Source organism: Streptomyces scabiei 87.22, assembly GCF_000091305.1.
Lineage (GTDB): Bacteria > Actinomycetota > Actinomycetes > Streptomycetales > Streptomycetaceae > Streptomyces > Streptomyces scabiei.
The window spans coordinates 1,703,336-1,724,725 of sequence record NC_013929.1 but is presented as its reverse complement, the minus strand read 5'-3'; the positions used below and the strand labels follow the sequence as shown (position 1 = coordinate 1,724,725).

General features: G+C 71.8%; 20 protein-coding genes and 1 pseudogene. 6 read left to right on the top strand and 15 right to left on the bottom strand.

Going from position 1 to position 21,390, the window contains the following annotated elements:
* Positions 1–97 precede the first annotated feature (97 nt).
* Positions 98–1,438: a 6-phospho-beta-glucosidase gene (locus SCAB_RS07310; protein ID WP_012999416.1), complete on the top strand. Its 1,341-nt coding sequence runs from the start codon at positions 98–100 to the stop codon at positions 1,436–1,438.
* 83 nt (positions 1,439–1,521) lie between these two features.
* The gene (locus SCAB_RS07305; protein ID WP_012999415.1) at positions 1,522–4,569 is read left to right on the top strand and encodes an alpha-mannosidase; all 3,048 of its coding nucleotides are present in this window, start codon (positions 1,522–1,524) and stop codon (positions 4,567–4,569) included.
* 108 nt (positions 4,570–4,677) lie between these two features.
* Here the strand turns inward: SCAB_RS07305 and SCAB_RS07300 are convergent, their stop codons facing one another.
* Entirely contained in the window at positions 4,678–5,832 is a 1,155-nt protein-coding gene (locus tag SCAB_RS07300; protein ID WP_012999414.1) for an ATP-grasp domain-containing protein, read from the bottom strand.
* 264 nt (positions 5,833–6,096) lie between these two features.
* On the opposite strand from SCAB_RS07300, the gene SCAB_RS07295 reads away from it, so the two are divergent.
* Both SCAB_RS07295 and SCAB_RS07290 read left to right on the top strand, forming a co-directional pair.
* A complete protein-coding gene (locus SCAB_RS07295; protein ID WP_247194797.1) occupies positions 6,097–7,035 on the top strand; it encodes a metallophosphoesterase family protein in 939 nt (312 codons plus the stop codon).
* Complete coding sequence (locus tag SCAB_RS07290) at positions 6,980–7,699, top strand: 4'-phosphopantetheinyl transferase family protein (protein ID WP_037729860.1); 720 nt, start codon at positions 6,980–6,982, stop codon at positions 7,697–7,699. The genes SCAB_RS07295 and SCAB_RS07290 overlap by 56 nt, the downstream gene beginning before the upstream one ends.
* Before the next feature lie 73 nt (positions 7,700–7,772).
* Here the strand turns inward: SCAB_RS07290 and SCAB_RS07285 are convergent, their stop codons facing one another.
* From SCAB_RS07285 to SCAB_RS07265, 5 genes are all read right to left on the bottom strand, one after another.
* Positions 7,773–8,000, bottom strand: a complete 228-nt coding sequence (locus tag SCAB_RS07285) for a hypothetical protein (RefSeq protein WP_012999411.1) — start codon at positions 7,998–8,000, stop codon at positions 7,773–7,775.
* A 127-nt stretch (positions 8,001–8,127) separates the two neighbouring features.
* Positions 8,128–9,558: an FAD-dependent monooxygenase gene (locus SCAB_RS07280; RefSeq protein WP_012999410.1), complete on the bottom strand. Its 1,431-nt coding sequence runs from the start codon at positions 9,556–9,558 to the stop codon at positions 8,128–8,130.
* Positions 9,542–10,750 (bottom strand): MAB_1171c family putative transporter, encoded by a 1,209-nt coding sequence (locus SCAB_RS07275; protein WP_012999409.1) that lies wholly within the window; start codon positions 10,748–10,750, stop codon positions 9,542–9,544. Before SCAB_RS07275 ends, SCAB_RS07280 begins: the two co-directional genes overlap by 17 nt.
* A 62-nt stretch (positions 10,751–10,812) precedes the next feature.
* Positions 10,813–11,343: a hypothetical protein gene (locus tag SCAB_RS07270; protein WP_037725487.1), complete on the bottom strand. Its 531-nt coding sequence runs from the start codon at positions 11,341–11,343 to the stop codon at positions 10,813–10,815.
* 31 nt (positions 11,344–11,374) lie between these two features.
* Complete coding sequence (locus SCAB_RS07265) at positions 11,375–12,031, bottom strand: helix-turn-helix domain-containing protein (RefSeq protein ID WP_012999407.1); 657 nt, start codon at positions 12,029–12,031, stop codon at positions 11,375–11,377.
* 274 nt (positions 12,032–12,305) lie between these two features.
* Between SCAB_RS07265 and SCAB_RS07260 the strand changes: the two genes are divergently transcribed.
* Positions 12,306–12,989, top strand: a complete 684-nt coding sequence (locus tag SCAB_RS07260) for an MmyB family transcriptional regulator (protein ID WP_012999406.1) — start codon at positions 12,306–12,308, stop codon at positions 12,987–12,989.
* 70 nt (positions 12,990–13,059) lie between these two features.
* Here SCAB_RS07260 and SCAB_RS07255 read toward each other — a convergent pair whose 3' ends face one another.
* From SCAB_RS07255 to SCAB_RS07240, 4 genes are read right to left on the bottom strand one after another with little or no spacing between them, the layout of a single operon-like run.
* Positions 13,060–13,860 carry an ABC transporter ATP-binding protein gene (locus SCAB_RS07255; RefSeq protein WP_012999405.1) on the bottom strand — a complete coding sequence of 267 codons (801 nt, stop codon included), beginning with the start codon at positions 13,858–13,860 and terminating at the stop codon, positions 13,060–13,062.
* Between the two features lie 32 nt (positions 13,861–13,892).
* Positions 13,893–14,672, bottom strand: coding sequence for an ABC transporter permease (locus SCAB_RS07250; protein ID WP_037725485.1), 780 nt, complete (start codon positions 14,670–14,672; stop codon positions 13,893–13,895).
* A complete protein-coding gene (locus SCAB_RS07245) occupies positions 14,669–15,442 on the bottom strand; it encodes an ABC transporter permease (protein ID WP_012999403.1) in 774 nt (257 codons plus the stop codon). The genes SCAB_RS07250 and SCAB_RS07245 overlap by 4 nt, the downstream gene beginning before the upstream one ends.
* Positions 15,439–16,401 (bottom strand): ABC transporter substrate-binding protein, encoded by a 963-nt coding sequence (locus SCAB_RS07240; protein WP_012999402.1) that lies wholly within the window; start codon positions 16,399–16,401, stop codon positions 15,439–15,441. The genes SCAB_RS07245 and SCAB_RS07240 overlap by 4 nt, the downstream gene beginning before the upstream one ends.
* A 321-nt stretch (positions 16,402–16,722) precedes the next feature.
* Here SCAB_RS07240 and SCAB_RS07235 point away from each other — a divergent pair, with 321 nt between their 5' ends.
* Positions 16,723–17,562 (top strand): IclR family transcriptional regulator domain-containing protein, encoded by an 840-nt coding sequence (locus SCAB_RS07235; protein ID WP_012999401.1) that lies wholly within the window; start codon positions 16,723–16,725, stop codon positions 17,560–17,562.
* A 150-nt stretch (positions 17,563–17,712) separates the two neighbouring features.
* Here the strand turns inward: SCAB_RS07235 and SCAB_RS07230 are convergent, their stop codons facing one another.
* From SCAB_RS07230 to SCAB_RS49235, 5 genes and pseudogenes are all read right to left on the bottom strand, one after another.
* Positions 17,713–18,678, bottom strand: a complete 966-nt coding sequence (locus tag SCAB_RS07230; RefSeq protein WP_012999400.1) for a PDR/VanB family oxidoreductase — start codon at positions 18,676–18,678, stop codon at positions 17,713–17,715.
* The gene (locus tag SCAB_RS07225) at positions 18,675–18,857 is read right to left on the bottom strand and encodes a hypothetical protein (protein WP_012999399.1); all 183 of its coding nucleotides are present in this window, start codon (positions 18,855–18,857) and stop codon (positions 18,675–18,677) included. Before SCAB_RS07225 ends, SCAB_RS07230 begins: the two co-directional genes overlap by 4 nt.
* Positions 18,854–19,918 carry an aromatic ring-hydroxylating dioxygenase subunit alpha gene (locus tag SCAB_RS07220; protein ID WP_173402845.1) on the bottom strand — a complete coding sequence of 355 codons (1,065 nt, stop codon included), beginning with the start codon at positions 19,916–19,918 and terminating at the stop codon, positions 18,854–18,856. The genes SCAB_RS07225 and SCAB_RS07220 overlap by 4 nt, the downstream gene beginning before the upstream one ends.
* 734 nt (positions 19,919–20,652) lie before the next feature.
* Complete coding sequence (locus tag SCAB_RS47530) at positions 20,653–21,264, bottom strand: hypothetical protein (RefSeq protein ID WP_049875665.1); 612 nt, start codon at positions 21,262–21,264, stop codon at positions 20,653–20,655.
* A gap of 4 nt (positions 21,265–21,268) precedes the next feature.
* Positions 21,269–21,379: pseudogene (locus tag SCAB_RS49235) on the bottom strand (AAA domain-containing protein); the annotation flags it as partial.
* Positions 21,380–21,390 lie beyond the last annotated feature (11 nt).

The window sequence follows — 21,390 nt, the reverse complement described above, 5'->3', positions numbered from 1 at the left end:
CACGTGTCGGACGCGCCGGGCTCACCGGGCACACGGACCACGCGCAGGCCGGCGGGACGGCCCGCTCACAAGCACGATCGGCAAAGGTGGTAGTTGCGTGAAGCTGACGATTCTGGGCGGCGGAGGATTCCGGGTGCCGCTCGTGTACGGGGCGCTCCTCGGGGACCGCGCCGAGGGCCGGGTCACCCGTGTCGTCCTGCACGATCTGGACGCCGAGCGGCTCTCCGCCGTCACCCGCGTCCTCGCCGAACAGGCCGCCGGCGTCCCCGACGCTCCCGAGGTGCAGGCCACCACCGATCTCGACGAGGCCCTGCGCGGCGCCGACTTCGTGTTCTCCGCGATCCGCGTCGGCGGTCTGGAGGGCCGCGCGCACGACGAGGCGGTCGCCCTCGCCGAGGGCGTCCTCGGCCAGGAGACCGTGGGCGCCGGCGGCATCGCCTACGGCCTGCGCACGGTCCCGGTCGCCGTGGACATCGCCCGGCGGGTGGCCCGCCTCGCCCCCGACGCCTGGGTCATCAACTTCACCAACCCCGCGGGCCTGGTCACCGAGGCGATGTCCCGCCACCTCGGCGACCGCGTCATCGGCATCTGCGACTCGCCCGTGGGCCTCGGCCGCCGCATCGCCCGTGTCCTCGGGGCGGCGAACCCGGCCGAGGCGTGGATCGACTACGTCGGCCTCAACCACCTCGGCTGGGTGCGCGGCCTGCACATCGCCGGCCGCGACGAACTCCCGCGCCTGCTCGCCGACCGCGATCTCCTCGGCTCCTTCGAGGAGGGCAAGCTGTTCGGCGTCGACTGGCTCCAGTCCCTCGGCGCCATCCCCAACGAGTACCTGCACTACTACTACTTCAACCGCGAGGCCGTCCGCGCCTACCAGGCGGTCGAGAAGACCCGCGGCGCCTTCCTCAAGGACCAGCAGGCCCACTTCTACGAGGAGATGCGCCGCCCCGACGCCCACGCCCTGAAGACCTGGGACCGGACCCGCGCCGAGCGCGAGGCCACCTACATGGCGGAGAACCGGGAGACGGCCGGCGCCGGCGAGCGCGACGCCGACGACCTCTCCGGCGGATACGAGAAGGTCGCCCTCGCCCTGATGCGGGCCATCGCCCGCGACGAGCGCACCACCCTCATCCTCAACGTCCGCAACAAGGGCACGCTGTCCGCGCTCGACACCGAGGCCGTCATCGAGGTGCCCTGCCTGGTCGACGCCAACGGCGCGCACCCGGTTGCGGTGTCTCCGCTGCCCGGCCACGCCACCGGCCTGGTCTGCGCGGTCAAGGCCGTCGAGCGCGAGGTGCTGGCCGCCGCCGAGTCGCGCTCCCGTACGACGGCGGTGAAGGCGTTCGCGCTGCACCCGCTCGTCGACTCCGTGAACGTCGCACGCCGCCTGGTCGAGGGCTACACGGCGGTGCACCCTGGCCTGGACTACCTGAAGTAGGCTCCCGTCCAGAAAGCGCTTACCGTCCCCGTCCCGACCTGTTTCTCCCGCTTCCCGCTCTGCCCGCCGCCTGGAGACCTCACATGCATGACGAACGCCACCGGATCGAGGAACGCGTCGAGCGCGTCCACACCCAGCGCATCAAGCCCGCGATCTACGCGGCCTCCGTGCCCTTCGACGTCGAGGCCTGGCAGGCCCCGGGCGAGCCCGTCCCCTTCGAGGAGGCCGCCGGCGCCTCCTACGCCCCGTTCGCCATGGACACCCCCTGGGGCCCGCCGTGGGGGACGACCTGGTTCCGCATGCGCGGACAGGTCCCCGCCGAGTGGGCGGGCCGCCGTGTCGAGGCGGTCATCGACCTCGGCTTCGTCGGCGACTGGCCCGGCAACCAGGCCGAGGCCCTGGTCCACCTCACGGACGGCACCCCGCTGAAGGCGGTCAACCCCCTCAACCAGTACGTACCGATCGGCAACCCCGTACGCGGCGGCGAGACGATCGACTACCTGGTCGAGGCCGCCTCCAACCCCGACATCCTCGCCGACAACTTCTCCAGGCCCACGCCCCTCGGCGACGTCCTCACCGCCGGCGACAAGCCCCTCTACACCTTCCGGCGCGCCGACATCGCCATCCTCGACGAGGAGGTCTTCCACCTCGACCTGGACCTCCAGGTGCTGCGCGGGCTGATGGTCCACCTCGGCGAGCACGAGCCCCGCCGGCACGAGATCCTGCACACCCTGGACCGGGCCATGGACGCCGTCGACCTCGACGACATCGCCGGCAGCGCGACCGCCGTCCGCGAGATCCTCGCCCCGGCCCTCGCCAAGCCCGCCCACGCCAGCGCCCACACCGTCTCCGGCGTCGGCCACGCCCACATCGACTCCGCGTGGCTGTGGCCCATCCGCGAGACCAAGCGCAAGACCTCCCGCACCTTCTCCAACGTCACCGCGCTGGCCGACGAGTACGAGGACTTCATCTTCGCCTGCTCCCAGGCCGTGCAGTACGAATGGGTGCGCGACAACTACCCGCAGGTGTGGGAGCGGATCAAGAAGGCCGTCGACAAGGGCCAGTGGGTGCCGGTCGGCGGCATGTGGGTCGAGTCCGACGGCAACCTGCCCGGCGGCGAGGCCATCGCCCGCCAGCTCGTCCACGGCAAGCGGTTCTTCATCGAGCACTTCGGCATCGAGACCAAAGGCGTCTGGCTGCCGGACTCCTTCGGCTACAACGCCTCCTACCCGCAGCTCGCCAAGCTCGCCGGCAACGACTGGTTCCTCACGCAGAAGATCTCCTGGAACCAGACCAACCGCTTCCCCCACCACACCTTCTGGTGGGAGGGCATCGACGGCACCCGCATCTTCACCCACTTCCCGCCGATCGACACCTACAACGCCCGCTTCAGCGGCGAGGAGATGGACCGCGCGGTCCGCAACTACGCGGAGAAGGGCGCCGGTACGCGCTCGCTGGCGCCCTTCGGCTGGGGCGACGGCGGCGGCGGACCCACCCGCGAGATCATGGAGCGCGCCCGCCGCCTGGCGGACCTGGAGGGCTCACCGAAGGTCGTCGTCGAACACCCCGACGAGTTCTTCGCCAAGGCCCGCGCCGAGTACGAGGACGCCCCCGTCTGGAACGGCGAGCTGTACCTCGAACTCCACCGCGCCACCTACACCTCCCAGGCCCGCACCAAGCAGGGCAACCGCCACAGCGAGCACAAGCTGCGCGAGGCGGAGCTGTGGGCGACGACGGCCGCGCTCAACGCGCCCGGCTACGCCTACCCGTACGAGAAGCTCGACCGCCTCTGGAAGACGGTCCTGCTCCACCAGTTCCACGACATCCTGCCGGGCTCCTCGATCGCCTGGGTCCACCGCGAGGCGGAGGCCGAGTACGCGAGGGTCGCGAAGGAGCTGGAGGTGCTGACGGCCGAAGCCGTCGCGGCGCTCGGCGCGGGCGACACCCGCGTCTTCAACACCAGCCCCCGCGACCGCGCCGAGGTGGTCCGTACACCGGCGGGCGCGCCGGCGTACGTGACCGTCCCCGCGAACGGCAGCGCGCCCCTGGCCGCCGCCGAACCGCCGCACCCCGTCACCGTCTCCGGCCGGATCCTCGACAACGGCCTGGTCCGCGTCGAGATCGCCGAGGACGGCACCCTCGCCTCGGTCCGCGACCTGGTCGCCGACCGCGAGGTCCTCGGCGACAAGGGCAACCTGCTCCGCCTGCACACCGACCTCCCGAACTACTGGGACGCCTGGGACGTCGACAAGCACTACCGGAACCGCTTCACGGACCTGCTGGACCCCGCGTCCGTCACCGTGGTCGAGGAGGACCCGCTGCTCGGCGCGGTCCGTGTGGAGCACGCGTTCGGCAAGGGCTCCCGCATCAGCCAGACGATCACCCTGCGCGCCGGCAGCCGCCGGATCGACTTCGAGACGGACATCGACTGGCACGAGGCGGAGAAGTTCCTCAAGGCCGGCTTCCCGATCGACGTCCGCGCGGCCCACTCCTCCGCCGAGATCCAGTTCGGCCACATCCAGCGCCCCACCCACACCAACACCACCTGGGAGGCCGCCCGCTTCGAGGTCTCCGGTCACCGCTGGGTGCACGTCGGCGAGCCCGGCTACGGCGTGGCGGTGATCAACGACTCCACCTACGGCCACGACGTCACCCGCACGGTCCGCGAGGACGGCGGGACGACCACCACGGTCCGCCTCAGCCTGGTGCGCGCCCCGCGCATCCCGGACCCCGAGGCCGACCAGGGCAAGCACCGCCTCGTCTACTCCCTGCTCCCCGGCGCGACCATCGAGGACGCGGTCGCCGAGGGCTACGCCCTCAACCTGCCGCTGCGCGTCGCCGACGCGGCGGGCGCCTCCGCGCCGGTCGTCTCCGTCGACGGCGACGGGGTGACCGTCGAGGCGGTCAAGCTCGCCGACGACGCCTCCGGCGACGTCGTGGTCCGGATCTACGAGTCGAGCGGCGGCCGGGCCCGGGGCGTCCTGCGCACCGGTTTCCCGCTCGCCGGGGCCCGGATCACCGACCTGCTGGAGCGTCCGCTGTCCGAGGCCGCCACGGAGGGCGACGGCGTTCCGGTGACCCTGCGGCCGTTCGAGGTGCAGACCCTGCGGCTGGCGGTGGGGGAGCGGTGACCGTTCTTCTCGACGGGAGCTGAGCGGGGCCGCGGCGGACATGTTGTCCGCCGCGGCCTTGTCTGTGGGTGGTGGGGGCTCGGGTGTGTCGTCGGGTGCCCCCGGTCCTCAGACCGCCAGTGGCCGGTCCGCGGACGGCTTGCAGGCGACCGGTGTTCCCACCGCGAGCGCCCGCGTCTCCACGGATTCCGGCTCGGGCACCACCACGGCGACCGGCGTCTCGACCTGGTGCGGCAGGACGACGGGCCGCACCGGCCGCGTCCCCGACACCACGGTGTAGTCCTGCCCCAGCCGCGTCGGCACCACGTCCCCGGTCTCCTCGCCGAGCGCCAACCGCACAGCGGCCCACGGGGCGTTGATCCCGCACAGCGCGAGCTGGTGCAGCCCGCCGGCCGGGCGCGTGTTGACGTCCATCAGCACCGGCTCGTCGCCGAACATCCGGAACTGGATGTTGGTGAGGTGGTGCAGCCCGAACCCCTCCGCGATCCGCCGTGCCGGCTCGATCCACGCCGGGTTCTGGCTGAAGCCGCGCCGCCGCCCGTTCTTCGTGCGGCCCACGGCCATCCGGACCCGCCCGTCGGTACCGGTGAGGCAGTCCACGGACACCTCCGGCTGCTCCAGACGCGGCATGACCAGCCAGTCCACGGGCTCCTCGGCCACCCGCAGCGCCTCCACGACCAGATCCAGCTGGACGTGCGGGCTCGGGAACCCGCTGAGCTGGGAGAGGGAGAAGGGCGCGCGTGAGACGACGCGGAAGCCGACCCCGCCGGCGCCGGCCGCCGGCTTGAAGCAGGCCCGGTGCCCGGCCTCCTCCAACTCGTCGACGGCGGCGACGAGTTCGTCGGCGTTCGTCACCCGGAACCACGGCGGCACCGGAACCCCGTGCGCCTGGACCGCCTCGTACGCGGTCACCTTGTCCTCGAACAGCTCGATGGCCTCGGCCGTCGGCGCCAGCAGGGCGGTACCGGCGGCCGCGAACTCCTCGCGGTGCGCGGCCAGGGCCGCCTGGTGCAGCCGGGGCACGAACACGTCGATGCCGCGCTTGGCGCACTGGTCGAGCGCGTACTCGACGTACGCGGCGGGGGAGAGGCCCTCGGGCTCCAGGTCGGCGGTGTCCGCGGCGGCCAGCACGGGGGAGTCGGCGTCACCGTGGGTGGCATGGATGTCCACCGGACGAGCGTGCGGATTATGCCGCAGCTGATCCATGAAGAAGACGTTCTCCGCGTACGTGCGGTTGAGCCAGACGCGTACGCGAGAGACCATGCAGGCCGCCTTTCCAGGGTTCGCGGGCACGGCGGAGCAGGCCGTGCCCGGCCAGGGGGGATGGAGGTACGCCGAACCGCCGTACGCGAAAGGGAGGGCGTGGCGGTGGTGTAGGAGGGATCATACGGCCACCGGGACCCAGGTTTACGTCACGCGCGTGTTAATCCTTGCGCGGCGGGACGGGCGGGGCCCCCGGCGTGGCGCGGGCCGCGCGGTGCGGCAGGCCGGTCTTGTCGACCGGTGCGCCCATGTGATCTCGTGGCGATGTGCGGTGTTCGGAAGGGAGCACGAGTGGACTCGAAGGTCGGCCGTCACGGGAATCTGCTGGCCATCAGCGATCTGCACATCGGCTATTCCGAGAATCGCGCCCTGGTCGAGCGGATGCGCCCCGAGACCGACGACGACTGGCTCCTGGTGGCCGGTGACGTCTCCGAGAGCGTCGCCGACATCCGATGGGCCCTGGAGACCCTCGCCGGCCGCTTCGCCAAGGTCGTCTGGGCGCCGGGCAACCACGAACTGTGGACCCACCCCACCGAGACCGTTCCGTATCGGGGCGTCGAGCGGTACGAGCACCTGGTCGCCCTCTGCCGGGAACTGGGCGTCGTCACCCCGGAGGACCCCTATCCCCTCTGGGAGGGCCCGGACGGCCCGGTGGTGATCGCCCCGCTCTTCCTGTTGTACGACTACTCGTTCCTGCCCGAGGGCTGCACGACGAAGGAAGAGGGCCTGGCGTACGCGCACGGCACCGGCATCGTCTGCACCGACGAGCACGTGCTGCACCCCGACCCGTACCCGAGCCGCGAGGCCTGGTGCCGCGCCCGGGTCGCCGAGACCGAACGCAGACTCGCCGAACTGCCGCCCGGCCTGCCGACGGTGCTGGTCAACCACTACCCGCTGGACCGGCACCCCATGGACGTCCTGACCTACCCCGAGTTCGCCATGTGGTGCGGCACCGGACTGACCGCCGACTGGCACCGCCGCTTCCGTGTCGAGGTCATGGTCTACGGCCATCTGCACATCCCGCGGACCACCTGGCTGGACGGGGTCCGCTTCGAAGAGGTGTCCGTGGGATACCCCCGCGAGTGGCGGCCGCGTCCGGGACCGCCGGGCAGGCTGCGCCGCATTCTGCCGATGGAGGTCGAAGCCGGTGATCGAGGAACTGCTCCCGGGAGCGGTCGTGGCCGTGGAGGCGTACGCCCCTGACGAGGAGGCGGCCGTCGAGGGCTTCGAGCTGTACCCCGAGGAGGAGGCGGTCGTGGCGCGGGCGGTGGCCAAGCGGCGCCGCGAGTTCACCGTCGTCCGCGCCTGTGCCCGGCGGGCCATGGAGAAGCTGGGCGTGCCACCGCGGGCGCTCGTGCCCGGCGAACGGGGCGCCCCCGTCTGGCCGGAGGGGCTGACCGGCAGCATGACCCACTGCGAGGGGTACGCGGCCGCCGCCCTGGTCCGCCTCGGCGACCTCGCCTCCCTCGGCATCGACGCCGAACCCCACGGCCCCCTGCCCGAGGGGGTCCTGGCGGCCATCGCGCTCCCCGCCGAGGAGACCCGGCTGGCCCGGCTGGGCGCCGACGACCCCACGGTCCACTGGGACCGGCTCCTCTTCAGCGCCAAGGAGTCCGTCTACAAGGCGTGGTTCCCGCTCACCGGGCGATGGCTGGACTTCTCGGAGGCCGACATCGACTTCCGGGCCGAACCCGGCGGCCGCTCCGGCACCCTGCGCGCCCGGCTCCTCGTGCCCGGGCCGGTGGTGGACGGCCGGCGGGTCGACGCTTTCGACGGGCGCTGGACGGTCCGCCGGGGGCTGGTCGCGACGGCGGTGCCGGTCCCCCGTGCCGACCACGGCCTGACCGGGCCGTCGGCCTCTGCCTGACAGATCATCATGGCCGTTGCGGTCATGAGAGGGTGACGGTCCATCGGCCCCCGCGGACCGTCACCGCCCGCGCTCAGATCTCCGGGCACCAGCCCCGCAACAGCCTGAAGAACTCCTCCTCGTTGCCCGAGAGGCCCGCCGCCGACAGCGCCTGCTCCGCCTCGGCGAGCACGGCGGGCGGCACCACGGGTGGTCGGCGTGACTCCCCGGACCCGTCGAACGCTGCTCGTACGGTCCCCAGCAACCGCAGATAGGCCTGTACGGCGGCGCGTTCGCGGTCGGTCAGTACGGCGGTCTGCATCGAACGGCTCTCCCCTGGTCGGATCGGCGAAAACTCCGTGCCCGCCCCGGCGTACGGGTGGCACACTCCCAGCTTGCCGTCCGCCACTGACAATCCCGTTCTCCCGCGCGCTGAAGTCGCCCTGTGGCTAGCGCCCCGCCGCCCCCAGCACCGTCTCCCGCTCATGCTCCGTCAGCGGCGGTTCCGTCAGCGGGGATCTGGCCGGACCCCGCAGCACCGCCAGCACGACCTCCGGCCTGACCAGGGCGCCGATCGGTGCGCTGAGGGTGACCACACCGAGATACGCCTTGCACACCAGGGGCCGGCCCAGTGCCGTCCGCATCAGCCGCTCCACATAGCGGCCGAAGAGCTTCTGCACCGCGTTCGGCCGCTTTCCGATGGCCTCCGGGTAGCGGATGTCCGCCCCCGTGGCCAGGTTCCAGGCCAGGGACACCGGTACCGCCACCGCCTTCTGGACCCGGCGCGCGAGTCCCGGCGCCGTCAGACCCTGCGCGGCGACCCGCTCGCGCAGCGCCAGGGCGCTCTGGGCGGCGACGGACATGCCGTGGCCGTATATCGGGTTGTACGTGGCGACCGAGTCGCCGACCGCCACGAACCCGTCGGGCCAGCCGGACACCTTCTCGAAGAAGCGCCGCCGGTTGATCGTGCTGCGGGTGACCACGACGTCCGTCAGCGGCTCGGCACGGGCGATCAGCTCGCCGACGACCGGGTCCCTGACGTCGTCGCGCGCGAACGTCTCGAACTCCTCGGCCACGGCGCTCGGTTGCCCGCCCCGGGTGCCCGACAGCGTCACCAGCCAGCGCCCGTCCTCGATGGGCACGAGGGTCGCGCTGCGCCCCGGCACCGGCTGCGAGGCGTCCGGCTGCACATTGACCACCGGGTACTCCTCGGTGCCCGCCGGTGCCCGGAACACCCGGCTGGCGTACACGAGTCCGGAGTCGACCTCGTCCATCGGCGCCGGCGCTACCCCCAGGGCGTCGAGCCAGGCGGAACCCCGCGAACCACGTCCGGCGGCGTCCACCACCAGGTCGGCGGCGAGGACCCGCGCCTCACCGTCGGCGGAACGGACCCGCACCCCCGTCACCCGGGAGGCGTCGCCCTCCAGGCCCAGGATCTCGGTGCGGTCGAGCACGGTGACCCGGGGCCCGGCGAGAAGACGGGCGCGGACCACCGACTCCAGCAGATCCCGGCTGCACGCGATCATGAACTCCATCTCGGGCCAGCGCCGCACCCAGCCCTGGGGCGAGAGGGAGACCAGCCCGGTCGGCAGCGGGATGCGCCGGGCACCGGCCGCGAGCCAGGCGTCCGTGACCCCCGGCAGCAGCTCCTCCATGGCGCGGGCCCCGCCGGACCACAGCAGATGGGCGTGCCGGGCCTGGGGCACGCCCCGGCGGGGACCGGGCTCCTCGGGCAGCACGTCACGTTCGATCACGGTGACGTCGGCGTGGTCGCGCAGCGCGGCGGCGGCCAGCAGGCCGGCCAGGCCCGCGCCGACGACGACGGCACTCCGGGAGGTCGTGACCGCGGTGTCACGCGGGCCGCTAACGGGTTCGCTCATGGAAGTCGCTCTCTGACCTGGTCGCGGCGGCCCGTTCACGGGCGGCCGCTACGACGGGTGACTGACGCAGGGCGATGGACATCCGCACGAGGTCACGGGGGTTCTCCGTGGGCGGGGCGGTGGATGCGGAAGTGGCGGAGCTGATGACCCGGCCCTCCGGATCGTGCTCCCTGGCCCGCACGGCCGCCGTCACCATCGCCGCGTCGGCCTCCGCCCGCGCCTGGGCGGGATCGGAACCGGCCGCGACGGCGGCGTCGTAGGCCTTGGCGCGGACCTGGGCGTCGAAGTACGGGTACAGGCTGAGCATGCCGTCGTGGATGTCGGACTCCCGCTGGGTCATCTGGAGCCGGGCGGGCGCCCACCAGGAGATCCGCACCTCGTGGCTCGCCTGGGCCCAGACCGGGCGCAGCTCCCGCCACAGCGGGCCGAGCCGACGGTACATCGACCAGATGGTCCAGGAGTCGCCCAGGCGCTCCCCGGCCAGCGGCAGACAGAAACCGACCGCGCAGACCTGCGCGCCCACGGACGACAGCACGGGGGCGACGTACGTGCTCAGACAGTCCAGGTCGCCGCCCTGCCAGCGGGCCACCACGGCGATCAGCTTGACCGCCGCGAACGGGACGTTCAGCAGGAAGCCGAACGCGATGATCAGCAGCCCGGCGCGCAGCCAGCCCCGCACCTGCAGCGCCCAGCGCCAGCACATGACGTTCATCGCGACACCCGCGACGCTGAACCCGGCCAGATACAGCACGATCATCTCGCGCAGGAACGGCGTGCTGGCGTAGTACGTGTCGAAGTCCCGCACCCGCTCCACGGGCGCCTCGCCGAGCAGGAAGAGCAGCACGATCGCCGCGCACACCGCGCCGTAGCCGGCGATCCAGCGGTGCGAGAGCCGGCGGGTCGTCTCGGGCGGGCCGCCCCGCCAGTTGGTGATCAGCACCAGACACGAGCCGCTGAACGCGCTCAGCAGGAAGTAGACGACGGGCGCGGAGATGTTGGTGACGCCCGTGACGTGGTTGAGCTCGCTGATCGTCGGCGGCGCGGCGAAGCAGAAGACCAGGGCGGCCAGTGTCATCAGCGCGCACACGGACCTGATCAGGGGGTCGCCCCAGTTCCGCAGCAGCGCGGGCGTCTTCAGGGCCAGGGCGATCGTCATCGCGGCGGCCGGAAGGTAGTAGCTGGACCCGTCCATGTTCTCGGCGTTCTCGGCGTTCTCGGCGTCTCTGTGGCTTTGCTCTCGGCGTTCCCGGCCGCTCAGCCCTGCGGCCCGCGGCAGCCCAGCGAGGCACCGATGCGGCCGGCCAGGTGGTCGCGGCGCACGGGCCGGCGCAGCGCCGAACCGGCGAGCCAGGCACGGCACTTGCTCGCCAGCAGCAGTCCGAAGCTCTCGGCGTCCTGCTCGTCCGTCAGGTCGAAACGGGTACGGGCGGCGACCCTCGGCACGGTCTCCCGCAGATCGGCGTCGTGGCTCAGTAAGCGTGCGGCGACCGCGGTGCCCTCCACGTGCCGTCCGCAGTGGCCCGCGTGCATGTGCCACAGCTCATGGCCGAGGATCACCAACTGGTGGTCGGGCGCGGTGCGTTCCTCGATGACGACGAGATCCTGTTCGGCCATGTCCAGCCACAGCCCGCTGGCCGTGCCCGGCGGGAAGACGGCCGTGCGGTAGCGGACGGGGCGGCCGCGCCGCCGGCTCATGGCGTCGCACAGGGCGCCGTAGAGATCGGCGGGTTCCGCCGGTGCCGGGAGCGTGAGTTCGCCGACCAGCTCGCCGCACAGGCGGCGCATTTCCTTTCCGATGCCCACAGTTCTCCCCCGGTCAGGACTCGGGCCGCTTGACGCTCTCCAGCAGCATGTCCAGCCACTCCGCGACCTTGTCGCGGTGCTGGTCGGTGGGCAGCTGGGCCGCCCGCCAGGCGATGGAGCGCACCCCGTGGTTCTGCAGCAGCCGCTGCAGCGGGTCGTCCGCGGCCCCGGCCGCCGCGCGCTCGCGGTCGGCCAGCTGCTGGAGAAGCTCCTGCTCGGTCCGCATCAGGGCGCTCGCCAGCGCCTCGGGGTCCTCGGCGGTGAGGAAGCCGGCGTGCACCCGGAAGAAACGCTGGATGGCGTCGCAGTGCTCCATCGTCGGCCGCCGGTCCCCGTTGATCAGGGCGCCCGCCTGCTGGCGCGACATCCCGGCGCCGTCGGCGATCTCCTGCTGGGTGTACTTGCGGCCGCCCGGCTTGAGCCGGGTGCGCCGGAGCAGGTCCAGGCGTTGCAGGAAGCGGGCCTGGACGTCCGGTTCACCGGCGCGCTGTCCGCTCAGCAGGGTCTTCACGACCGCCTCCGGCACACCCGAGGCGACCGAGAGCCGCCGGGTGTCGAACACCTCCGTGTGCCGGACGCGCAGCTTGTCCGCCAGCGCGGTGACACGGGCCACGACGGCCGGCAGCAGAACCGTCGCCGCGGCGTCCGGAACCTCGAAGCCATCCGTCACCGACAGGTCTCCTACGTCTCTCTCAGGCCAATTTCGCGGTACTGCGGAATCCGTGGATCCAAGCCTGGCGCGAGACCCTGGTCCCGGCAAGTACACCGTGAACTGCGGGGAGACTAGCGGTTGTGTCGAACTCACATCCAGGTCTCGCCACAACTGTGGCGGGATTCAGCCGTCAACCGACGCCGAATGCCACGATAGTTGACACTGATCCGGCCGGGGCACCAGGATCAAGGCGCCGCGTGAAGGCCGCATAGGCAAGAGGGGTGACCTCCCGATGGCGTTTCAGGCAGGAGGGCAGCGGTGGGTACCGCGGTCCGTCCCCGACACTCTCGAAGCCCGGGAAGCACAGGCGTACCTCCAGGACTACGCCGTGCTGCTGGATTCCGTCCTGTTCCCGTCCGCCGTCCTCGACCACCGCTGGGACGTCGTCCTGGCCAACGCCGCGTTCCGGGCCCTGTTCAATGGGGTGGGGCCGCACCCGACGGCCATGCCGGACGACAACTTCCTCCGCTTCGTGCTCTTCCACCCCGACGCCGCCACGGTCCTCGGTGACCACGAGGCCGCCTGGTGCCTGCCGATGCTCGCGCACTTCGCCGCCGCGGTGGAGCAGCACCCCCAGGACCGGGGCCTGCAGGCCGTCCGCAGGGAGATCGCCCAGGACCCGATCATGGATGCCGCCTACCGCCACGGCCTGCCGCACTGGCTCCGTACGGTGGGTCCCGCGGCCGTCCGTCACGACGGCGCGGTACGCCCGGTGATCCACCCGGACCCGCGCTGGGGCGCCACCCTCTGCAGGGTCGTCGGCGAGAGCCCCGACACCCTGCGCGACATGGGCTACCACCGTATGACCCTCGTCCTGCGCGAGGTGGGCCGCCCGGCCGACCCGCTGCGCAGGACGCGACGCCCCCGGCCCGCCGCCACGGGCCATCTGAGCGTGGTGCCCTCTCCCGAGCGGTGAGCCGCACCCCCTCCGGCGCCGCCGGCGTTCAGGTCGCCGACGGCGCCGGAGGACAATCCCCGCCGCCCGTTCACCCCTTGCCCGGGTCGACGGGGACATCCCGCTTCGCCGCCTGGATCTGCTCGTAGACACGGGTCCGCAGCTCCGCGAAGCGCGGAGCCGCACGGGTGTGCAGCTGGTCCCGCTCGGCGGGAAGGTCGACATCCAGCCGCTCCCGCACGACGGTGGGGGAGGAGGAGAGGATCAGGACCCGCTCGCCGAGGTAGACGGCCTCGTCGATGTCATGGGTGACGAACAGGATCGTGATGCCTCGCTCCCGCCACAGGCCCCGCACGAGGTCCTCCAGGTCGGCCCGGGTCTGGGCGTCGACCGCCGCGAACGGCTCGTCCATCAGCAGCACCTCCGGCTCGTACGCCAGCGCGCGGGCGATGGCGACCCGCTGCTGCATACCGCCGGACAGCTGCCAGGGGTAGGCGCCCGCCGCGTCGGACAGACCGACGGAGGCCAGCGCGTCGTCGACCAGTTCCCGGCGCCGTGCCCTGCCCGACTTCCGCTGCCGCAGGGGCAGTTCGACATTGTCGCGGACCCGCATCCAGGGGAACAGGCTGCGCCCGTACTCCTGGAAGACCACCGCCATGCCCGGCGGCGGCCCCTCCACCGGCCGTCCCCCGAGACGGACCTCACCGGCGGTCGGGTCCAGCAGCCCCGCCACGCACTTCAGCAGGGTCGTCTTGCCGCAGCCCGACGGCCCCACCAGACAGACCAGTTCGCCGGCGCCGACGGTGAAGGTGAGGTCCCGCACCGCCTCCACCCGGCGCCCGGAACCCTCGTAGACCTTCCGCAGACCCGTCACTTCCAGCAGGGCGTCCACCGCCGGCCGCTCCTCCCCCGGTTTCCCCGGATTCACCACGACCGCCGCGAGGACGCGCGCAGGCCGTGGTACCAGCCCAGCACACGCCGCTCCACCAGGCGGAAGACGACGGACAGCAGGAACCCGAGCAGGCCGAGCACGAGGATGCCGGTCCACATGTCGGGGATCGCGAAACCGCGCTGGAACTGGACGACGGTGTGGCCCAGTCCGTCGCCGGCCGCGGTCATCTCGCTGATGACCATGAGGATGATGCCGATCGACAGCGCCTGCCGCAGCCCCGCGAAGATCTGCGGGCTCGCCGAGCGCAGCACCACGTGCCGCAGCCGGGCCGCGCCCGTGATGCCGTAGGACCGGGCCGTGTCGGTCAGCACGGAGTCCACCGCCCGTACGCCCTCCACGGTGTTGAGCAGGACCGGCCACACACAGCCGCTCGCGATGACGGCGATCCTCATCGTGTCGCCGATGCCCGCGAACAGCATGATGACCGGGACGAGGACCGGCGGTGGCACCGCCCGCAGGAACTCCAGGACCGGCTCGCAGACCGACCGCACCCGGCGGTGCAGGCCGACGACCGTGCCGAGCGCGACCCCGGCGACGGCCGCCACCGCGTACCCCGCGGACAGGCGCAGCAGGCTCGGCAGCACGTCGGCGCGCACCCGCTCCGCCGTCCAGACGTCCGGGAAGGTGGTGAGGATGGTGCGCAGGGGCGGCCAGAACACGTCGGTGCTGCCGGCGGAGGCGAACCACCACACGGTGACCAGGACGAGGGGAAGGGCGACGGCGGACAGCAGCCGCGGCAGCACCCGCCTCACACGGCCACCTCCCCGCGCACCGACTGGTGCCAGGACAGCGCCCGCCGCTCCACCGCACGGGCGCCCGTGTTGACCAGCAGCCCCAGCAGCCCGGTGACCACGACCAGGGCGTACAGCTCCGGCACCGCCTGCGAGGTCTGAGCGACCGCGATGCGCTGCCCCAGCCCCGGTGCCCCGATGACGAGCTCGGCCGTCACCGCGAGGACGAGCGCCACGGCTGCGGCCAGCCGCAGGCCCGTCATGACGTACGGCAGGGCGCTGGGCCACAGCACGTGCCGGACCCGCGCCCACGGGCCGAGGCCGTAGGACCGGGCGGTCTCCTCGGCGACCGGGTCGACGTCCTGGACCCCGTACAGGGTCTGGATCAGGATCTGCCAGAAGGACGCGTACACCACCAGGACCAGCACCGACCGCAGTTCGCTGCCGTACAGCAGGACGGCGAGGGGGACCAGGGCGACCGAGGGGATCGGGCGCAGGAACTCGATCGTGGAGGAGGTCGCCTCGCGCAGGTGGGGCACCACGGCGATGACGCCCCCCGTGAGGATCCCGGCCGTCGCGGCGATCAGGAGTCCGAGGGCCCAGCCGGTCAGGGTGTCGCCGAGCGCGGTCCAGAAGGCCGCGTCGGCCAGCTCGCCGGCCAGGGCGCCGGCGACCCGGCCGGCCGGCGGGAGATAGTCGTCCTCGACGAGGCCGAGCCGGGGGACCGCCTCCCACAGGGCGAGGAACCCCGTCAGCCCGGCCGCGCCGAGGAGCGCGTCGGCACCCCTCACGGGAGCAGCTTGTCCAGGTCCGGGGCCTTGTCGAACAGGCCGTCCTTCTGGCCGAGTTCGCCGAGCCGCTCGATGGAGGCCCGGTCCGGCTCGGCCGGCCAGTGGGGCAGGACGACGGACTCCAGCAGGTTCTGCGGGATCTTCGTGTACGTGGTGACGATGTCGCGGACCTCGTCCGGATGTTCGTCGGCGTAGGCGAGCGACTCCGCCGTCGCCTCCTGGAACTTCTTCACCGTCTCGGGGTTCTTCTCGGCGTACTGCTGCGAGGTGAAGTACATGGCCACGGTGAGGTACGGCGACACGTCGACGAAGTTCGACGCGAGGACCGTGCCGCCCTGGGACTTGATGGTGGCCAGCGCCGGCTCCACGACACAGGCCGCGTCGACCCGGCCCTTGGCGAGCGCGGCCGGCATCTGGTCGAACGGCATCTCCACGTACTCGACCTCGGACGGGTCGCCGCCGTCCTTGCGGACCGACTCGTTGACCGAGGTGTCGCAGATGTTGCCCAGCGTGTTGGCCGCGACCTTCTTGCCCTCCAGGTCGCTGGCGGTCCTGATCGGGCTGCCCTTGCGCACCGTGATCCCCGCGAAGTCGGCGCCCGCCTTTCCGGTGGAGGCGACCCCGTTCACCACGGCCTTGACCGGCACGTTCTTGGACTGGGCGACCAGCAGGGACGTCATGTTGCTGAAGCCGAAGTCGAACTGGCCGGAGACGACACCGGGCACGATCGCCGCCCCGCCCTGCGCGAGGGTGGGCTCCAGGTCGAGTCCCCGCTTGCTGTAGAAGCCCTTCTTCTCGCCCAGGTACAGGGGCGCCACGTCGATGATGGGGATGATGCCGAGCTTGAGCGTGGTGGTGCCCCCGGACCCCGCGTCCCCGCCGCCCGACTTCGTGGAACCGCAGGCCGTCGCGGTGACGAACAAGGTACCGGCCGCGAGACCGATGAGCAGACGACGCATGACTCCCCCTGGTGGGAACGCTCCTCGACAGGCTGTGCGCACACCGCACAGAAGTGCTCAGCGGGAAGGTAGAACGCCTCCGGTTGTGGGTCAATGCCCTTACCCCGCAAGCCCGTTGACAGTTGCAGAAGTGTGCTCCTAGCGTGCGCACCACGCACCGTCGTGCGTACGGTACGCGGGTGCGGTGCCTCGTCCGTGCGGTGCCCGTGCTTCGTGCGTGCTGCTCGTGTGCGGATCCGGTGCGGATCGGCGCGCGGCGCTCGGCCCGGTGCCCGGTGCCGTGCTCCCCGCGGTCCGTGACGCGTCTTCCTGGAGGCGACGATGCCCGATCGAGACCGGCTCGGCGCAGCCCGCGCACCGCACTTCGTCCGGTCCTTCGAGCGCGGCCTCGCGGTCGTCCGCGCCTTCGACGCCGAGCATCCCGCACTGACGCTGAGCGAGGTCGCGCGCACCTGCGAGCTGACCCGGGCCGCCGCCCGCCGCTTCCTGCTCACGCTCGTCGACCTCGGCTACGTCCACACCGACGGCCGGCTGTTCCGACTGACCCCGCGCGTGCTCGAACTCGGCTACGCGTACCTGTCGGGCGTCACCCTCCCCGATCTCGCCCTGCCCCATCTGGAGCGGCTCGTCGCGCAGGTCGGGGAGTCGTCCTCGCTGTGCGTCCTCGACGGCGACGACATCGTGTACGTGGCGAGGGTCGGCGCGCGCCGCATCATGACGGCGACGATCACCGTGGGCACCCGTTTCCCGGCCCACGTCACCTCCGTCGGCCGGGTGGTCCTCGCGCATCTGCCGGACGAGGAGATCGACGCCCGTCTCGCCCGCGCCGACCTCGTGCCCCTGACCCGGCGCACCCTCACCTCCGCCGACCGGCTCAGGACCGAGCTGCGCCGGGTGCGCCGGCAGGGGTACGCCGTCGTCGACCAGGAACTGGAGGAGGGCCTGCGATCCGTCGCCGCCCCCGTGCGCGACCGCCACGGCGAGGTGGTGGCCGGCGTGAACATCCCCGTCCACGCCGGCCGCACCTCGGTGGAGTCGGTACGCCGGGACCTGCTGCCCCACCTGCTGGCCGCGGTCGCCCGGATCGAGGCCGACCTGCGTGCGACGGGGACCGCCGGCGGCCGGGCACGCGCGGTGGCCGCGCCGCTAGGGCCCTTCTGACGGATCTCCGTGGGAGAAGGAGCGGCGTTCGGTGCGTGCTCTCGGCGTGCCGGGCGGAAGACCTCGTACTGGACGTACTCGGTCTTTCGCCCGGTGCGGCGAGAGGGCGTGCCGGGCGTCGCGACGCCGCGGAGATCCGCCAGAAGGGCCCTACAGGTCGAGCACCAGCCGTGACCCCCGGCACCGGGACACGCAGATGAGCATGGTCTCCCCGGCCTCGCGCTCCTCGTCGCTCAGCACCGAGTCGCGGTGGTCCGGGGTGCCCTCCAGGACGTCCGTCTCGCACGTCCCGCAGGTGCCCTCCGCGCAGGAGTAGAGCACCTCGACCCCGGCGGCCCGCACGGTGTCGAGGACGGAGACCCCGACGGGCACCGTGACGGTCTTCCCGGTCCGCTCCAGGACGACCTCGAACTCGCCGTCGGGGCCCGTCTCCTGCTCCTTCGGCCGGAACCGCTCGACCCGCAGCGCCTTCCCCGGGCACCGCTCCTCGACCGCGTCGAGCAGCGCTCCCGGCCCGCAGCAGTAGACGAGCGTGTCCTCGGGCAGCCCGTCCAGTACGGACCCGAGGTCGAGCAGCCCGGTCTCGTCCTGCGGGGCGACGGTGACCCGGTCCCCGTACCTGGCCAACTCCTCCCGGAACGCCATGGAGTCACGGCTGCGCCCGCCGTACAGCAGGGTCCACCGCGCGCCCGCCGCCTCTGCCGCGGCCAGCATCGGCAGGATGGGGGTGATGCCGATGCCGCCGGCCACGAACCGGTAGCGGGGCACCGGTTCCAGGGCGAAGTTGTTGCGGGGCCCCCGGACCCGGACCTTGTCGCCCTGTGCCAACTCCGTGTGCACGTAGGCCGATCCGCCGCGTCCGTCGGGCTCGCGCAGGACACCGATCCGCCAGACCCCGCGGTCCGCCGGGTCGCCGCACAGCGAGTACTGCCGCTCCAGCCCGGGACCGAGCAGCACGTCGACGTGCGCGCCCGGCTCCCAGGCCGGGAGTTCCTCGCCGAGCGGATGCCGCAGCGTGAGGGCGAGCACGCCGTCGGCCGCGAACTCCCGGCTGTCGACGACCAGTTCGGCCTCGTACTGGGGCGACGAGGGAGACGGCGAAGGGGGCGGGGTCATGAGGGGTTCCCTTGCGGCTCGTGTCCTCGGGGGTGGGCGAGCATCCACTCCCACATCTCGATGGGGTCCTGCGACGTGTGTTCGCGCCCGCAGTGACAGGTGCCGTGCAGGATGTCCGTGCCCGGCAGCCAGTCGATGCGGTAGACCTCTCCGGTACCGAACGCGGGGGAGGTGCTCACAGGACCTTCTCCACCGGCTTCTCGCCCTGCTCGACCAGCCGTGCCAGGATGCGGCGCGCGGCCAGACCGCCGGTGTCGATGTTGATGCTCAGCTCCTGGTAGCCGGTGCGCTCCGAGCCCAGCGTCTCCTGCAGCAGGTTCAGCGCCACGACGTCCTGCATGACGACCGTGTGGTTGTTGCCCCGGAGGAACTCGGTGACCTCGTCGCTCTCGGTCGCCCAGTCCCGCGAGACCATCCAGAAGTCGTACACCTTGCCGTCCGAGGACGGGGTGATCGCGTACGTGATCTCGGTGTGGAAGCCGTTCGGGTCGCTGCCGTCGGCCTCGGGGAGCACGCCCACGGGGGCGATCCGGCTGTGCAGCAGGTACAGGCAGGGCGCGAAGTACTCGATGTCCTGCCAGCGGGTGATCCGCCCCTCGATGCCGGTCGACCTCGCGTAGAACGGCGGGCACTCCGCGTCGTCCATGTGCCGGCTCACCCGCACCACGCCCGCGCCCTCGTCGACCTCGGTCGTGATCGGCGTCTCGGCGACCTCGGGGGTGCCGATGTAACCGCCGTGCAGATAGGTCTCGTGGGACAGGTCGAGCAGGTTGTCGACGAGGAGCCCGTAGTCCGCGTCGATCGGCTCCATGCCGCGCACGGTGGTCCAGCCGGGAGCCGCCAGGTGCCGGGCGCGCGGGATGGTCTGCGGGTCGGCGAGCGCCGGGTCGCCTATCCAGACCCAGATCAGCGAGTCCTGCTCGACCACGGGGTACGAGGCCACGCGCGCCGTGCGCGGGATCCGCTTCTGCCCCGGCACGTACACGCACGCACCCGTCGTGTCGTACGTGAACCCGTGGTAGCCGCACACGATCCGGTCCCCGTCCAGCCCGCTCTTCGACAGCGGGTACCGGCGGTGCACGCACCGGTCGTGCAGCGCCACCGGGGTCCCCTCCTCCTCGGTCCGGTAGAACACCAGCGGCTCACCCAGGATCGTCCGTCCGAGCAGTTCCCGCCCGACCTCCTCGGCGTAGGCGGCGACGTACCACTGGTTCCTGGCGAAGGCGGTCATGTGAGGCATGGGGTTCCCGTCCCTGTCGGCGGGGCGTCGTCGCCCCGCGTGCCGTGGTTGGACTCAGGGTCCTGACGGCTGGGGTGGCCGCGCAAGGCGGCTTCTGCCAGGCGGAAGTTTCTCTGTAAACGAGCTGGTCAGGGCCTTGTCAGGTGCCTTGCTCATCACTGGCAGGGGCTGCGGAGCACCGCCGCTGGGTGGTTCGCTCCTGAGGCAGCCGCTGATGGATTTGGCGACCACGTCTGATCGTAGTGATGCCGAGATTGTCCGGAAGCGGGACTTACGTTGGTGAACGCACCTTTTTCTTGCCCGTTCTTGAGTGGTACACCGGCAGAATTTGCATTCTCGCAGTTCAAGACTGGTCAACGCTGCCGCAAGGGCGTGCCGGGTCGAATCCGGGTCGAATCGGCCCGCCTTGGCGCACCTGGCTGGGTTATCGCAGGTCAGGAAGGTGGCAGACGGAATCAATCCGCGTGGGGAGAGGTGGACGGCTGCCTGGCACAGCTGTTGGTTTCCTCGCAGAAGCGGGTTGGGCAGCGGGGCGGGGCAAGCTGATGTGGTGAGGACCGCCGTGAACGGGTGGGCTCGCCCCTGTTGGCGGCGGAAATGCGAAGTTCCCTGCAGGTGGTCTGATCGTCTCCCCGCTCGCGGACACGAGATCTCCCCACTGACAGACGCGTGATCGTTCAGGTGTCTTGATCACCCGGCTTGTGCTCTTGGCCGGGTGAGGACCGAGGAGGAGATCATTGGAGTCGATCACCGCACAGGGAAGCGGTGTTCAGGTTGACGTGGGCGAAGCCTTGGAAGAAGTCGCTGCCCTGACGTGTGGTAAGCAGCGCGGCGGTGGATTCGCCGTCGCCGGCGAAGGCCGTGAGGCCGGCGGCGCCAACCCGGGCCAGGGCACGCTGGAACCATTGGTAGTCGTCGGGGCGGACCTGGCATCCGGGCTCGGAGGAGCCGGGGTCCTTGCCCTTACTTGGCTTCACGATGTCTATGGTCGGGTTTTTGTTCTCCAGGGGCAGGCCGATGTCTGTGGCGGGGGTGCCGTCCGGGATGTGCAGCCAGCCGCCGGGGCCGTCGGCGTGCAGGGCGTGAACGGTGAGCGGGTCGCCCAGGGAGATTTCCGTGCTGAACAGCGGGGCCGGGGTCTCGTTCCAGGCTCCGATGTGCACCCCGTCCGCATGGACCGCTGCGGAGGCGAGTTGCCCGTATGCCTTCTGCCGGTCACTGTGGTTGCCTTTGCAGGCGATCGGGAAGACGCGCGAGGATTCGCCTGGCTTCCAGACCTCGGCGAAGAACTGCGGGCGGTAGTGGTAGTCGACGGTCTTGGTTTTTGCCTTGTCCCGGCTGGTCAATGTCCGGATCACCGATGATCAAGGCCCGCCGAGCGCGGAACAGCAGCGGCAGGACCGAAGCGATGGAGCACTGACTGGCCTCGTCGACGACGACCAGGTCGAAGAGCTTCGCGGTCGGCCTCAGGT

Coding starts and splice junctions, on each gene's coding strand:
- SCAB_RS07305 (WP_012999415.1), top strand. CDS start 1,522: ATGCATGACGAACGCCACCGGATCGAGGAACGCGTCGAGCGCGTCCAC.
- SCAB_RS07300 (WP_012999414.1), bottom strand. CDS start 5,832: ATGGTCTCTCGCGTACGCGTCTGGCTCAACCGCACGTACGCGGAGAAC.
- SCAB_RS07295 (WP_247194797.1), top strand. CDS start 6,097: ATGTGCGGTGTTCGGAAGGGAGCACGAGTGGACTCGAAGGTCGGCCGT.
- SCAB_RS07285 (WP_012999411.1), bottom strand. CDS start 8,000: ATGCAGACCGCCGTACTGACCGACCGCGAACGCGCCGCCGTACAGGCC.
- SCAB_RS07280 (WP_012999410.1), bottom strand. CDS start 9,558: ATGAGCGAACCCGTTAGCGGCCCGCGTGACACCGCGGTCACGACCTCC.
- SCAB_RS07275 (WP_012999409.1), bottom strand. CDS start 10,750: ATGGACGGGTCCAGCTACTACCTTCCGGCCGCCGCGATGACGATCGCC.
- SCAB_RS07270 (WP_037725487.1), bottom strand. CDS start 11,343: ATGCGCCGCCTGTGCGGCGAGCTGGTCGGCGAACTCACGCTCCCGGCA.
- SCAB_RS07260 (WP_012999406.1), top strand. CDS start 12,306: ATGGCGTTTCAGGCAGGAGGGCAGCGGTGGGTACCGCGGTCCGTCCCC.
- SCAB_RS07240 (WP_012999402.1), bottom strand. CDS start 16,401: ATGCGTCGTCTGCTCATCGGTCTCGCGGCCGGTACCTTGTTCGTCACC.
- SCAB_RS07235 (WP_012999401.1), top strand. CDS start 16,723: ATGCCCGATCGAGACCGGCTCGGCGCAGCCCGCGCACCGCACTTCGTC.
- SCAB_RS07230 (WP_012999400.1), bottom strand. CDS start 18,678: ATGACCCCGCCCCCTTCGCCGTCTCCCTCGTCGCCCCAGTACGAGGCC.
- SCAB_RS07220 (WP_173402845.1), bottom strand. CDS start 19,918: ATGCCTCACATGACCGCCTTCGCCAGGAACCAGTGGTACGTCGCCGCC.